Annotated in this window: 14 protein-coding genes; 9 read left to right on the top strand and 5 right to left on the bottom strand. The window is 58.7% G+C overall.

The genetic code is table 11. From position 1 onward, the window contains the following. Window positions 1–50 precede the first annotated feature (50 nt). Complete coding sequence (gene fumA, locus CW267_RS15785) at window positions 51–1,697, bottom strand: class I fumarate hydratase FumA (RefSeq protein ID WP_023340069.1); 1,647 nt, start codon at window positions 1,695–1,697, stop codon at window positions 51–53. Window positions 1,698–1,898: 201 nt separating this feature from the next. On the opposite strand from fumA, the gene manA reads away from it, so the two are divergent. Both manA and CW267_RS15795 read left to right on the top strand, forming a co-directional pair. Next, the gene (gene manA / locus CW267_RS15790) at window positions 1,899–3,077 is read left to right on the top strand and encodes a mannose-6-phosphate isomerase (protein WP_100781166.1); all 1,179 of its coding nucleotides are present in this window, start codon (window positions 1,899–1,901) and stop codon (window positions 3,075–3,077) included. A gap of 87 nt (window positions 3,078–3,164) precedes the next feature. After that, the gene (locus CW267_RS15795; RefSeq protein WP_012541899.1) at window positions 3,165–4,724 is read left to right on the top strand and encodes a YdgA family protein; all 1,560 of its coding nucleotides are present in this window, start codon (window positions 3,165–3,167) and stop codon (window positions 4,722–4,724) included. A 39-nt stretch (window positions 4,725–4,763) separates the two neighbouring features. Here the strand turns inward: CW267_RS15795 and CW267_RS15800 are convergent, their stop codons facing one another. After that, window positions 4,764–5,792 (bottom strand): Mal regulon transcriptional regulator MalI, encoded by a 1,029-nt coding sequence (locus CW267_RS15800; protein WP_008805079.1) that lies wholly within the window; start codon window positions 5,790–5,792, stop codon window positions 4,764–4,766. Window positions 5,793–5,965: 173 nt separating this feature from the next. Between CW267_RS15800 and malX the strand changes: the two genes are divergently transcribed. Together malX and CW267_RS15810 are read left to right on the top strand one after the other, a co-directional pair. Next, window positions 5,966–7,558: a maltose/glucose-specific PTS transporter subunit IIBC gene (gene malX, locus CW267_RS15805; RefSeq protein ID WP_100781167.1), complete on the top strand. Its 1,593-nt coding sequence runs from the start codon at window positions 5,966–5,968 to the stop codon at window positions 7,556–7,558. A gap of 52 nt (window positions 7,559–7,610) precedes the next feature. Further along, the gene (locus tag CW267_RS15810) at window positions 7,611–8,783 is read left to right on the top strand and encodes a MalY/PatB family protein (protein ID WP_049139788.1); all 1,173 of its coding nucleotides are present in this window, start codon (window positions 7,611–7,613) and stop codon (window positions 8,781–8,783) included. 13 nt (window positions 8,784–8,796) lie between these two features. On the opposite strand, the gene CW267_RS15815 is transcribed toward CW267_RS15810, so the two are convergent. Then, window positions 8,797–9,825 carry a CorA family divalent cation transporter gene (locus tag CW267_RS15815; protein WP_008805082.1) on the bottom strand — a complete coding sequence of 343 codons (1,029 nt, stop codon included), beginning with the start codon at window positions 9,823–9,825 and terminating at the stop codon, window positions 8,797–8,799. Between the two features lie 299 nt (window positions 9,826–10,124). Here CW267_RS15815 and ydfZ point away from each other — a divergent pair, with 299 nt between their 5' ends. Next, window positions 10,125–10,328: a putative selenium delivery protein YdfZ gene (gene ydfZ / locus CW267_RS15820; RefSeq protein ID WP_004151566.1), complete on the top strand. Its 204-nt coding sequence runs from the start codon at window positions 10,125–10,127 to the stop codon at window positions 10,326–10,328. A gap of 69 nt (window positions 10,329–10,397) precedes the next feature. On the opposite strand, the gene CW267_RS15825 is transcribed toward ydfZ, so the two are convergent. After that, window positions 10,398–10,877 (bottom strand): hypothetical protein, encoded by a 480-nt coding sequence (locus CW267_RS15825; RefSeq protein WP_162493319.1) that lies wholly within the window; start codon window positions 10,875–10,877, stop codon window positions 10,398–10,400. Between the two features lie 236 nt (window positions 10,878–11,113). On the opposite strand from CW267_RS15825, the gene CW267_RS15830 reads away from it, so the two are divergent. From CW267_RS15830 to CW267_RS15845, 4 genes are all read left to right on the top strand, one after another. Then, complete coding sequence (locus CW267_RS15830) at window positions 11,114–11,467, top strand: DUF1304 domain-containing protein (RefSeq protein ID WP_032739810.1); 354 nt, start codon at window positions 11,114–11,116, stop codon at window positions 11,465–11,467. Between the two features lie 103 nt (window positions 11,468–11,570). After that, window positions 11,571–12,782, top strand: a complete 1,212-nt coding sequence (gene yedE / locus CW267_RS15835; RefSeq protein ID WP_012541906.1) for a selenium metabolism membrane protein YedE/FdhT — start codon at window positions 11,571–11,573, stop codon at window positions 12,780–12,782. Beyond that, window positions 12,779–13,012, top strand: a complete 234-nt coding sequence (gene yedF / locus CW267_RS15840) for a sulfurtransferase-like selenium metabolism protein YedF (RefSeq protein WP_002903233.1) — start codon at window positions 12,779–12,781, stop codon at window positions 13,010–13,012. Before yedE ends, yedF begins: the two co-directional genes overlap by 4 nt. Before the next feature lie 260 nt (window positions 13,013–13,272). Next, the gene (locus tag CW267_RS15845) at window positions 13,273–13,665 is read left to right on the top strand and encodes a DUF1398 domain-containing protein (RefSeq protein ID WP_008805086.1); all 393 of its coding nucleotides are present in this window, start codon (window positions 13,273–13,275) and stop codon (window positions 13,663–13,665) included. A 38-nt stretch (window positions 13,666–13,703) separates the two neighbouring features. On the opposite strand, the gene CW267_RS15850 is transcribed toward CW267_RS15845, so the two are convergent. Next, window positions 13,704–13,862, bottom strand: a complete 159-nt coding sequence (locus CW267_RS15850) for a YqaE/Pmp3 family membrane protein (RefSeq protein WP_002903230.1) — start codon at window positions 13,860–13,862, stop codon at window positions 13,704–13,706. Window positions 13,863–14,100: the final 238 nt, after the last annotated feature.

Below are 14,100 nucleotides of genomic sequence, written 5' to 3' on the forward strand. Positions count from 1 at the left end.
ACGAAAACCGGTTTGTCATCGGCCAGAGCCGCCCCGAAGGGCGGTCTGGGTTACTTCACGCAGCGGGCGCACTGCGACGTCTGGATCTGCTGGAAGAAGTCATTGCCTTTATCATCGACGAGGATAAACGCCGGGAAATCTTCCACTTCAATTTTCCAGATAGCCTCCATACCCAGCTCCGGATACGCCACGCACTCGAGGCTACGGATGCTCTGCTGGGCCAGTACCGCCGCCGGGCCGCCGATACTGCCGAGGTAGAAGCCGCCGTGTTTGTGGCACGCGTCGGTGACCTGCTGGCTGCGGTTGCCTTTCGCCAGCATGATCTTGCTCGCGCCGTGCGACTGCAGCAGATCAACATAAGAATCCATGCGCCCTGCGGTGGTCGGTCCCAGAGAGCCGGAGGCGTAACCGTCCGGTGTCTTGGCCGGACCGGCATAGTAGATCGGGTGATCTTTGACGTACTGCGGCAGTGCTTCACCGCTGTCGATAAGCTCCTTCAGCTTGGCGTGAGCGATATCGCGGGCCACGATAATAGTGCCGCTCAGCGACAAACGGGTGGACACCGGGTACTGCGACAGCAGCGCCAGGATTTCGCTCATCGGCTGGTTAAGATTCACCTTCACCGCTTCGCCTTCCCCGGCCTGGCGCAGATGCTCAGGGATATATTTCCCCGGATTGCTCTCCAGCTTCTCGATCCAGATGCCGTCGCGGTTGATTTTGGCTTTGATGTTGCGGTCGGCGGAACAGGAGACGCCCATCCCTACCGGGCAGGAAGCGCCGTGACGCGGCAGACGGATCACGCGGATATCGTGGGCGAAGTATTTCCCGCCGAACTGCGCGCCGAGGCCAAGGTTCTGCGCTTCCAGCAGCAGTTCTTGCTCCAGTTGCACATCGCGGAACGCCTGGCCATGCTCGTTACCTTCGGTCGGCAGGCCATCGTAGTATTTGGTGGAGGCCAGCTTGACGGTTTTCAGCGTCGCTTCCGCCGAAGTCCCGCCGATCACAAAGGCGATATGGTACGGCGGACAAGCGGCGGTCCCGAGGGTGCGCATCTTCTCAACCAGATAGTTTTTCAGCTTCGCCGGGGTGATCAGCGCTTTGGTTTCCTGGTACAGATAGGTTTTGTTCGCCGAACCGCCGCCCTTGGCGATGCAGAGGAATTTGTACTCATCGCCATCGGTAGCATAAAGATCGATCTGCGCCGGCAGGTTGGTACCGGTGTTAACCTCTTTATACATATCCAGCGGCGCGTTCTGCGAGTAGCGCAGGTTGTCCTGGATATAGGTGTTGTACACACCCTGCGCCAGAGCGGCTTCATCACCGCCGCCGGTCCACACGCGCTGGCCTTTTTTACCCATGATGATCGCGGTGCCGGTGTCCTGGCAGGTGGGCAGAATGCCTTTGGCGGCGATATCCGAGTTGCGCAGGAACTGCAGGGCGACGTATTTGTCGTTTTCGCTGGCTTCCGGGTCGTTAAGGATATCCGCCACCTGCTGCTGATGCGCCGGGCGAAGCATAAAGGAGGCGTCGTGGAAAGCATGCTGCGCCAGAAGGGTTAGCGCCTGAGGGTCGACTTTTAGCACTTCCTGGCCGGCAAATTCGGCGACGGAGACGTAATCACTGCTGAGGAGATAATACTCGGTGTCATCCTTTTTGAGGGGAAAAGGATCCTGGTAAACAAACGGTTTATTCGACATTGTACTCTCACTTACTGCTTTGGCTGATTATGTTTCAGGCAGGGACTCCATGTGCCTGTAGAAAAGCGAGTCGATCAATCTTACACAATTTTTTAACAAAAACTGAGACAGGGACGACTTTTTCTTTCAGCAGTTGCTTCTCCACGGTTTACTGGTTTAATAGAGCAATAATTTTTACTTTGATTGATACAGGGAATGAGAATGCAAAAGCTGATCAACGCCGTACAGAACTACGCATGGGGAAGCCACACCGCTTTAACTGAACTGTATGGCATTGCCAACCCGGACAACCTGCCGATGGCGGAGCTGTGGATGGGGGCGCATCCGAAGAGCAGCTCGCAGATCCTGGCGGCCGACGGCCAGCCGCGTTCGCTGCGCGAGGTGATTGACGCGGATAAAACCGCCCTGCTCGGCGACAAGGTTGCCGCCCGCTTTGGTGAGCTGCCGTTCCTGTTTAAAGTGCTGTGCGCCGCTCAGCCGCTCTCTATTCAGGTCCATCCCAACAAGCAGGCCTCGGAAGAAGGTTTCGCCCGCGAGAACGCCGCCGGCATCCCGCTCTCCGCCGCCGAGCGTAACTATAAAGATCCAAACCACAAGCCGGAGCTGGTTTTTGCCCTGACGCCGTTCCTGGCGATGAATGCGTTTCGCGAGTTCAGCGAGATTGTCACCCTGCTGCAGCCGGTGGCTAGCGCGCATCCGGCGATTGGCGCCTTCCTGCAGCAGCCGGACGCGACTCACCTGAGCCAGCTGTTTGCCAGCCTGCTCAATATGCAGGGTGAGGAAAAAGCCAAGGCGCTGCAGGTGCTGCGCGACGTACTGGCCCGTGAACAGGGCGAACCGTGGCAGACTATCCGTCTGATCGCTGAATTCTATCCGGACGACAGCGGCCTCTTCTCGCCGCTGCTGCTGAACGTGGTGAAGCTGAACCCTGGCGAAGCCATGTTCCTGTTCGCCGAAACGCCGCATGCCTATCTGCAGGGGGTGGCGCTGGAGGTGATGGCCAACTCGGATAACGTACTGCGTGCCGGTCTGACGCCGAAATACATTGATATTCCTGAGCTGGTCGCTAACGTCAAGTTCGAAGCCAAACCGGCGGGTGAGCTGTTGACCCAGCCGCAGCAGCACGGCGCAGAGCTGGACTTCCCGATCCCGGTGGAAGATTTTGCCTTCTCGCTGCACGACCTCTCCGCCGAGGCCAGCGATCTGGCTCAGGCGAGCGCGGCGATTATTTTCTGCGTCGACGGCGAAGCCGTACTGCACATAGGTGACCAGAGCCTGACGCTCAAGCCGGGCGAGTCGGCTTTCGTGGCCGCCAACGAATCACCGGTGCAGGTCAGCGGACGCGGCCGCGTGGCGCGCGTGTTCAATAAGCTCCAGTAAGTGACTGACCTTTCAGGTCGCGCTTACTGAATGATGACAACTCAGCCAGGCGGTCTCTCCGCCTGGCTTCATTTATGGACAAATGCTATGAAAAAATCGCTGGTCGCAGCAGGCATCATCGTGGCGCTGGGCGTGGTATGGACAGGCGGCGCCTGGTACACCGGCAAACAGCTGGAAGGCCGGATCGCCGATATGGTGCAGCAGGCTAACGCGCAGCTACGCAGCAGCGCGCCGGAATCAGGTCTGGAGCTGAGCTATCAGAATTACCAGCGCGGGCTGTTCAGCAGCCATCTGCAGCTGGTGGTTAAGCCGATCGCCGGTCAGGCCAACAGCTGGCTTGCCACCGGACAGAGCGTGGTACTTGACGAGGTGGTCGATCATGGACCCTTCCCGCTGGCCTCATTAAAAACCTTTAATCTGGCGCCGGCGATGGCCTCGGTCCACACCACGCTGGTGAAAAATGATGCCAGCCAGGCGCTGTTCGAGATCGCCAAAGGCAACACTCCCTTTACCGTCGATACACGCATCGCCTACAGCGGCGACAGCCAGTCGGCGATCGTGCTCAATGCCCTCGACTATGCCAAAGGTGATGAGAAAGTCACCTTCAGCGGCGGTCAGTTCCAGCTCGACGCCGACCGCGACGGCAAAAACATCAGCCTGAAGGGCCAGGCCGGCAGCGGGCAGATCGATGCGCTCAACGAATATAATCAGAAGGTACAGCTGCGCTTCGTCAACCTGACCACCGACGGCGCCACCGAACTGGCCAGCTTCAACGAACGTATCGGCCAGCAAAAAATGACCCTCGATAAACTGGCCATCAGCGTCGAAGGCAAAGAGCTGGCGCTGGTTGACGGGATGGCGCTGGACGGCGGCTCGACGCTGACCCAGGACGGCAAAGGCGTGAACAGCCAGGTGAACTACACCGTCAACAGCCTCAAGCTGCAGGGACAGGATATGGGCAGCGGCAAACTGACGCTGAAAGTGGATAATGTCGACGGTCAGGCGTGGCACCAGTTTAGTCAGCAGTACAGTGCACAGTCTCAGGCGCTGCTGGCAAAACCGGAACTGGCGCAAAACCCGGAACTGTACCAGCAGGCGTTAACCGAAACCCTGTTCAATGCGCTGCCGATCCTGCTTAAAGGCAACCCATCGGTGACTATCTCTCCGCTGAGCTGGCGCAATGCCAAAGGGGAAAGTACCCTGAATCTGTCGGTTCTGCTGAAGGATCCGGCCCAGGTGACCACCCCACCGCAGACCCTGGCGGACAGTCTGGATCGCGTGGTGCAGTCCCTTGACGGCAAGGTGGTGATCCCGGTGGATATGGCGACGGAGTTGATGACCAAAATCGCCGGTCTGGAAGGTTACCAGCCAGCCGATGCGGCCAAACTCGCCGATCAGCAGGTCAAAGGCCTGGCGGCGATGGGCCAGATGTTCCGCATCACCACCATGGAAGATAACGCCATCAGCAGCAGCCTGCAGTACGCTAACGGCCAGGTGACGCTGAACGGACAGAAAATGCCGCTGGAGGATTTTGCCGCGATGTTTGGTCTGGAAGCGCCTGCTCAACCGGACGCGGCGCCGCAGGAAGGCCAGCCGCAACAGGATGACGCCGCTCCTCAGCAGGACGACGCCGCCCCGCAGCCGTAACTTATCGTCTCAGGAGACGGCCATCGCGCGCCGTCTCCCTCATTTCCGTGTCACCAGCCGCGGCGGCATAATCTGGTTTCGCGCCTCGCCGGTGCCTTCCTCCAGCCGTCGCAGCATCGACTCTGCCAGGGTTTTCCCCATCTCGCGCGCCGGGGTCGTTACCCAGGTGAGCGGCAGGTCATCCAGCGCCGCCTCCGGCACGTCGGCGAAGGCCGCCAGCGCCACCCGCTGTTCGAAATAGCTCTCGACGCCATCCTCTCCGCTCTGCCTTCCAGCCCGCAGTAAACCAAACCACGCGCCGGTGGCCACCACGTTGTTGTAGCACAGCACCGCGGTGATGGTCGGGTTCTGGCGCAATAGCCCCGCCATCGCCTCCGCCGCCTGCTTCTGGCTCGACTCGCACTCCAGCACCCATTCGCTGTGAAACGGCAGACCGTATTTCAGCAAGGTGGCGCAATAGCCGCCGACCCGCTCGGCGCGCGTCAGCGACGAGCTCTGCCCGCCAAGCCAGGCGATCCGCTGATGGCCGCGGCGGATAAGATGCTCGGTCACCAGCTGCGCCGCCTGCATGTTGTCCGGGCGGATCAGGTCGACATCGTCAAGGTAGCTGGCGCGGGAAGCAAACACCAGCGGCACGCCGGCCTGCGCGGCCCGCTCGCGCAGTTCGCTCCCGCGATCGATCGACCCGGCGATGATCACCCCGTCGACCCCCTGCGCCGCGAGGGTATCAAACCGCTGGTCTATCTTCTCGCCGCTGCGCCCGCCCTGGGTGAGGAACACCATTTTCCCCTGCCTTTCCAGGGCGTCGGTGAGGCCGGCGGTTAATTCGGCGTAAAACGGCTTTGACAGATCGCTAACGATAAGGCCAATCACCCCGCTCTGCCCGCCACGCAGCGAGGCGGCCTGGCGGTTGCGCACAAATCCCAGCTGTTCGATGGCCTGATTAACCCGCTCGCCGGTGGCGCTGGAGATGCGCCCTTTACCGCTCAGCACCAGCGAGACGGTGCTCACGGAGACCCCGGCGGCCTGCGCCACATCATTGATGGTGATCTTTTTTGCGATAGCCATAACGTGCTGGCTGACTCCCTTGCCTGTCGATAAAACGTTTTATCATTGTGCAATCTTTATAAACCTTATTATCGCTTGATTATGTGATTTTTATCGCACTAAAAACTGGTAAAACGTTTTATCTTGCCGTGGCGTTAGTTCTTCCCGACCACTTGAGAATCAGGAACCGTGTTATGACGGCGAAAACAGCACCAAAAATCACTTTATGGGAGTTTTTCCAGCAGCTCGGAAAAACCTTTATGCTGCCCGTAGCGTTGCTCTCGTTTTGTGGGATCATGCTGGGGATCGGCAGTTCGTTAAGCAGTCACGATGTTTTGACGCTGCTGCCGTGGCTGGATATGCCGCTGCTGCAGGCCATCTTTATCTGGATGAGCAAAGTCGGCTCCTTTGCCTTCAGCTTCCTGCCGGTCATGTTCTGTATCGCCATCCCGCTGGGGCTGGCGCGGGAGAACAAAGGCGTCGCCGCCTTCGCCGGCTTTGTCGGCTACGCGGTCATGAACCTGGCGGTCAACTTCTGGCTGACGGCGAAAGGCATTCTGCCCACCACCGACGCCGCGATCCTGAAGGCCAACAATATCCAGAACATCATCGGTATTCCGTCGATCGATACCGGGATCCTCGGCGCGGTTATCGCCGGGATTATCGTCTGGCTGCTGCATGAACGCTTCCATAACATTCGCCTGCCGGACGCCCTGGCCTTCTTCGGCGGCACCCGCTTCGTGCCGATCATCACCACCGTGGTGCTGGGTCTGGTCGGGCTGGCTATCCCGCTGGTGTGGCCAGTCTTCGCCATGGGGATCAACGCCCTCGGGAAGATGATCAACAGCGCCGGGGATTTTGGCCCGATGATCTTCGGCACCGGCGAGCGACTGCTGCTGCCGTTTGGCCTGCACCACATCCTGGTGGCGCTGATCCGCTTCACTGAAGCCGGCGGTACCCTCGACGTCTGCGGCCACAGCGTCAGCGGCGCGCTGACCATCTTCCAGGCGCAGCTAAACTGCCCAACCACCCACGGCTTCTCCGAAAGCGCCACCCGCTTCCTGTCGCAGGGTAAAATGCCGGCCTTCCTCGGCGGCCTGCCGGGAGCCGCGCTGGCGATGTACCACTGCGCCCGACCGGAAAACCGGCATAAAATTAAAGGCCTGCTGATCTCAGGGGTCATCGCCTGCGTGGTCGGCGGAACCACCGAGCCGCTGGAGTTCCTGTTCCTGTTCGTCGCGCCGGTGCTGTATGTCATCCACGCGCTGCTGACCGGTCTCGGCTTTACCATCATGGCGGTGCTCGGGGTGACCATCGGCAACACCGACGGCAATATCATTGACTTCGTGGTGTTTGGCATCCTGCATGGCCTGGCGACCAAGTGGTATCTGGTGCCGGTGGTGGCGGCTATCTGGTTCGCGGTCTACTATGCCATCTTCCGCTTCGCCATTACCCGCTTCAACCTGAAAACGCCGGGTCGCGACATCGACACCGCCGCCAGCGTGGAGAAAGCCGTCGCCGGTACCATCGGCAAATCCGGCTATAACGTGCCGGCGATTCTGGCAGCGCTCGGCGGCGCCGAGAACATTGTTTCGCTGGATAACTGCATTACTCGTCTGCGTCTGTCGGTACACGATATGAGCAAAGTGGACGCCGCCGCGCTGAAAGCCCATCGCGCCATCGGGGTGGTTCAGCTCAATCAGCATAACCTGCAGGTGGTTATTGGCCCGCAGGTGCAGTCAGTAAAAGATGAAATGGCCGTATTGATGAATACTGTTCAGGCCTGACCCCACTGGTCCCCCTTCCGCGCGGAGGGGGACATTCGCTAAGGAAGTTCCGATGTTTGATTTTGCCACCCCCATCGACCGCCACGGTACCTGGTGCACACAGTGGGACTATGTCGCCGACCGGTTTGGCGCCGCCGACCTGCTGCCGTTCACCATCTCCGATATGGATTTCGCCACCGCGCCCTGCATTCTCGACGCCGTCAGCCAGCGACTGGCCCACGGGGTGTTCGGCTACAGTCGCTGGCGGAACGAGGCGTTTCTCGGGGCGATTGCCCACTGGTACGCCAGCCGGTTTAACAGCGTCATCGATCCGCAAACGGTGGTCTACGGGCCGTCGGTTATCTACATGGTGGCGGAAACCATCCGCCAGTGGTCGAGCGAAGGCGACGGGGTCGTCGTCCATACCCCTGCCTACGATGCATTCTATAAGACCATCACCGCTAACCGCCGGGAGATTGCCCCGGTGCCATTGACCCTGACGAATAATCAATGGCACTGCGATATGGCCCGCCTGGAAGCCGTGCTGGCGGAACCGAAGAATACCCTGCTGCTGCTGTGCAGCCCGCACAACCCAACGGGGAAAGTCTGGCGTCGGGAGGAGCTCCAAACCATGGCGGCCCTGTGTCAAAAACATGGCGTCAGGGTGATTAGCGACGAAATTCATATGGACATGGCCTGGGACAAACACCGCCATATCCCGTGGAGCGAGGTTGCTCAGGGGCCATGGGCGCTGTTCACCTCCGGTTCGAAGAGCTTTAATATTCCGGCCTTTACCGGGGCCTATGGCTTTATCCCTGAGGCGAACGCGCGCGACAGCTACCTGCAGGCGCTGAAGGCCCGCGACGGGCTCTCTTCTCCCTCCGTGCCGGCGCTGGTCGCCCATATCGCCGCCTATCGCGACGGGGCTCCCTGGCTCGACGCCTTGCGTGACTATCTGCAAGCGAATATGCGCTATGTCGCCGACACGCTTAACAATGCCTTCCCCGCACTCTGCTGGCAGCCGCCGGAGGCCACCTACCTGGCGTGGATCGACCTGCGCCCCCTGAACATCGACGACCACGCGCTACAGCAGGCGCTGATCGCCGAACAGAAGGTGGCGATTATGCCGGGTTATACCTATGGTCCTGAGGGCAACGGCTTTCTGCGCCTCAACGTCGGCTGCCCGCGCGAGAAGCTGGAACGCGGTGTCGAAGGACTGATTGCCGCCCTGCGCAGCCTCAGCTGATTCGACGCGCAATCTACAGGTCATCGCGCCGGCGGAATGCCAGGTAGCCGGCGCCGAGGGTAAAGATGGCGACTATCACCACCAGCAGAATAAACCCGTGGTGGTTGCTCGCCAGCGGGATCCCGCCGACGTTCATGCCGAAGAAACCGGCGACGATGTTAATCGGCAGCGCGAGAACGGTGATCACCGTCAGGGTGTAGAGGGTGCGGTTGCTCTGCTCCAGCTGGCGGGCGCCAATCTCCTCCTGCAGCAGACTGATACGCTCGATCAGGCCGGACAGGTCGTTGAGCACCACGCTAAACTCTTCGGTGAACTGACGAAACGCCTGCACCACTGCACGATCCATCCACGCCGGCGGCCGGTTAAGCAGCCGGAACATCGCCGCCGGCTCCGGCGCCAGCAGTCGCTGAAAACGCAAAAGCATCCGCCGCAGCCGTGCCAGATCGGCCCGGTTGCGCTGCACGTGATTGCTCAGGAGACGCTCTTCAATAAGGTCGACATGGCGGCTGGCCTGGCGGACGACCTGCTCCAGCACCTCCTCCTGCTCCTCCAGCAGAAAAGCCAGCAGCTCGGTAGAGGTATTCACCCTGAGCGTCTGCAGACGCGGCAGCATCCATTCGATAAACCGCAACGGTTTGAAGCGCGCCGTCACCACCAGCTTAGGGCTACAGTAGAGCCACAGCGTGGCGGTTTCCGCGCTGGTATCCTGCGGACGAAACAGCACATCGTTGAGCACAGCGAACAGATTCTCCCCCTGTCGCTCAATGCGTGTGGTGTGCGAGCCGCTGCGGATCTCCTCGAAGAAAAAGTCCGCCACCGGAAAGTGGCTGGTTAACCATTTTTCGGCGGTGGCATGATTGAGATTCAGGTGTAACCAGATAAACGCCTTGTCATCGGCGAGCGCCTGATAACGGGCGCACACCTCGCCAGAGGCGATGGGCTGCGGGGGGCGCTGTTCATGAAACAGATAACCATGCACCAGACCGGAAACTTCACTATCAAAATCGGGCTTTAACATCTTCGCGGTGACGTCTTGACTCATGGCTCCCTCAGGACACGCACTGGCACTGTTGATGCCCGAATAGCGCCATCTTTCGCTATTTTCCTCGGGCTGGCAAGGTTAATAATCTGGTCATAAAACAGTAACCTGAATGACATATTGCCGTCAGTGTCGCGCGCCACGCAGGCGATGCGATCGGCGCGAATAGAGGGGACTTGTGGCCCTTTTCGCTCCGGAGTTATTAAAATAAATTTGATTATCCTCAAAACTTTTTTAGGAAAAAAAGCGTATTACTTTAGCCGCTTAATCATTGCTTACCCTGGTTTATTGAGGAGGAGACCATGAAAACCTATGACCGTAATCGTAACGCTATTGCTACCGGCAGCATGGTAATGATCGCCGGTAACGGCACAACAGGCGTGATTAAAGCTATCCATGGTGAAGGGAAAACCGCCGAGCAGCTTCGCCGGGCGGACTGCGTTGAAATCGACGGCTGCGAGGGCCGCTTTTGCCCGTTAGATCTGATCCGTCTCGGCTTCCATTAATTCCTGCCGCCAGGTCATCAGTAGCAGGCCACCTGAGGCGGCCTGCTCTTTTCCCGGATAATAAAGCGGCTAGCGAAAGCTCCACTGAATACTCATCACAAAGATCGCCGGCACAATAATGCCGCCTTCCACACCGAAATAATCGGTGAAGTTATATTGCAGACCATGATAGAGGTAGGGCGAAAAACCGACGCCGGTGATTTTTTTGGCGGTGCGGTAGGTGCCGGAATCCCCACAGTGGCTGAAGGCGTCAAAGAAAAATTCCCCGGTATAGGCATACACCCCTTTCAGCACCCAGCCGGTATCGTTTTTCAGCCAGTCGCGGCGCACGCCGAGGGTCAAACAGCGATCGTCAAAGCTGTTTTTCATCGTTCCGACCAGCACGCTGTATTTTGAATCTTGAGAAAACTTGCGCTCCACCGAGAAAAAATTGTTATTGAAATGCTCGTTATATTGTCCGTGGTTACCGGTCATATGATAAACATAGGAGCCGGTATTCATCGAATAGAGGTTTAATTCCCCGGCCTGCGCCGACGGCATGGCAACCACCAGTAGCCCTGATAACAAAATCCATAATTTATTTAACATTCAGTAACCTACACCACACCCGTAAAAAAGAACCCGGCATACTAGCACCGCTAAACTAAACCGAAGGGCAATCAGATAACCGACGCTGGTCGCGGCAGAAAACATGACCCTATCTGCACTATAGCAGCGGCGCTCCCGCTTCGTTAGCGCTTGCAGCTATACTGCAGACACATTCATCTTATTGATTAAGGACTGCTGTGTTAGCCACTCTCCTCGTTGCGCTGGTCGCTATTATTCATCTCGCCATCCTGGTGCTGGAGATGTTTCTCTGGGAAGCCCCCGCCGGGCGCCGGGCCTTTAACCTCAGCGCCGATTTCGCCCGGGAGACCCGGGTGCTGGCGGCCAACCAGGGGTTGTATAACGGTTTTCTGGCCGCCGGCCTGGCGTGGGGGCTGTGGCTGGGGGCGTCGGGGGTGCAGGTGGTTATCTTTTTCCTGGCCTGCGTGCTGGCCGCCGGAATTTTCGGCGCGCTGACCGCCAGCCGCAAAATTCTCTATATTCAGTCGCTGCCCGCACTGCTGGCGCTGCTTGCCGTGGTGGCGCAAGCGTAGGGCCTTGATCCAAAACAGAGAAAGCAGGCGTTAAGGCGGGTACTATTTGCCCCCTTCGGTCGGTCATCGACCTTTAATACCTTCTGAGTTCAGAGGCATTTTTATGACATGGCAATCCTTCAAACAGGCCTGGCTTATCCGGTTCTGGTCCCCTGTCCCGGCGGTCATCGCGGCGGGCATCCTCTCTACCTACTATTTTGGCATCACCGGCACCTTCTGGGCGGTGACCGGCGAATTCACCCGCTGGGGCGGTCAGCTGCTGCAACTGCTGGGCGTCCACAGCGAACAGTGGGGCTATTACCAGCTGATTCATCTCGAAGGGACTCCGCTGACCCGCATCGATGGCAGGATGATCATCGGCATGTTCGGCGGCTGCCTGGCCGCCGCGCTGTGGGCCAATAACGTCAAACTGCGCTTTCCACGCAGCCGGATCCGCATTGTGCAGGCCGTGGCAGGCGGCATCATCGCCGGGTTCGGCGCACGTCTGGCGATGGGCTGCAATCTGGCGGCTTTTTTCACCGGTATTCCGCAGTTCTCCCTGCACGCCTGGCTGTTTGCCATCGCCACCGCCATCGGCTCCTGGTTTGGCGCCCGCTTCACGCTGCTGCCCCTTTTTCGCATCCCGGTAAAAATGCAAAAGGTGTCCGCCGCCTCGCCGTTAACCCAAAAACCGCAGCAGGCGCGCCGCCGTTTCCGGCTGGGCATGGTGATCTTTTTCGCCATGATCGGCTGGGGCCTGCTCACCGCCGCAGACCACCCGGCGCTCGGCCTGGCGATGCTGTTCGGCATCGGCTTCGGTCTGCTTATTGAGCGCGCGCAGATCTGCTTTACCTCCGCCTTTCGCGATATGTGGATCACCGGCCGGACGGTGATGGCGAAGGCGATTATCTTCGGCATGGCGGCGAGCGCCATCGGTATCTTTAGCTATGTGCAATTGGGGATGGCGCCGAAAATTATGTGGGCCGGTCCCAATGCGGCGATTGGCGGGCTGCTGTTTGGCTTTGGCATCGTGCTGGCCGGCGGCTGTGAAACCGGCTGGATGTACCGGGCGGTGGAGGGCCAGGTTCACTACTGGTGGGTTGGGCTGGGCAATGTCATTGGCTCAACGCTGCTCGCCTGGTGCTGGGACGATATCGCCGCTCCGCTCGCCACCCACTGGCAGAAAATCAACCTGCTGAACGCCTTCGGCCCCTTCGGCGGGCTGCTGGCGACCTATCTGCTGCTGCTGATCGCCCTGCTGCTGGTGATCGCCTGGGAAAGACATTTTTTCCGCCGCCAGTCGACGGCGGTCCGGACCGTGAAGGAGAGCGCATGAAAAACATCATCCCTGATTATCGCCTGGATATGGTCGGCGAACCCTGTCCCTATCCGGCCGTGGCCACTCTGGAGGCGATGCCCTCCCTGCAAAAAGGCGAGATCCTGGAAGTAGTCAGCGACTGTCCGCAGTCGATCAATAACATTCCACTCGATGCCAGGAACCATGGCTATACGGTGCTGGATATTCAGCAGGATGGCCCAACCATTCGCTATCTGATCCAGAAATAGCCGCGGCTCATGGCCCCGCCGGCGACGATCATCGCCGGCGCTAATTTCGCCCCTTCCCGTCTTACCACACCTTCTGCCTGCCTCGAGGATCCCCTGCAAACCTTTGCAATAGCTTGTAACACTTGAAACGGTGTTCCAGTTACATAATAACCATTAATATAACGCGCCTATATTATTAAAATACGAATAAGTAAACGTGTGAATGGTTTATGCCGACAGACGCCGAAACCATGCGCAGCAACAACACAACAAGGATTGAAATGGAACTGCTGGCAAGGCTGGGTCACTTTTTCGAACAGGTTCGCGCGGATGCCGATTTTACCACCTTCGCCAGTGAACTCCGCCGGCATCAGGTCTCTTACTACATCTATTTTGTCTCCACCGGCAATATGAATTTCGTGATGGCAAACGACGAGGTGATCTCGATAAAAAGCGCCCGCGGCCTGCTACGCGTGCGCAGCGCCCCCAGCCATCGACTGACATCGGCCGCGGTCATCCGCCATTTTGCCGGCGCCATCAACTTTGAACAGTACTGCAAGGATCTCGCCAGCGCCGGCGTGTTTAAGTGGATCGTTGATCTGGAAGAGGAGACCCGGCACTACTGGTCGAAGGATAATACGCTGCTGTATAAAGAGAGCCTGATGCCCCCCTGAGCGGGTCCCAGGGGGAGGCGTGGTTATCTGCTCGCCCCTCAGTCGCGTGTCTGCACCCAGAAGGCGTGGATCAGGCCAGGAATATAGCCCAGCAGGGTCAGAATAATGTTGAGAATAAACGCCCAGCCGAAGCCTTTCCCCAGCAGTACGCCCAGCGGCGGCAGAATAATAGTGAAAACGATTCTCCAGAATCCCATAACCTCTCCCTTCGTCTAACGTCAATATTTTACTAAGCTATTCAATAGTTAAGCATAGACGCTTTTCACCGCTTCGCCAGCAGGCGGCCCCCTCATCTCCGGTAACAAAAATTATTCCCAGCCGTCAGCGCTAAAAAAGGCCGGGAAAACATTCACTTTTTCCCTCTTCGGGCCGGAAGCGCTGGCATACCGCACAGATTGTCAGTTGACCAATCAGGGGGACAGGACTAAGCCTGGA

It is taken from the genome of Klebsiella sp. X1-16S-Nf21 (assembly GCF_002837615.1).
Taxonomy (GTDB): Bacteria; Pseudomonadota; Gammaproteobacteria; order Enterobacterales; family Enterobacteriaceae; genus Klebsiella; species Klebsiella variicola.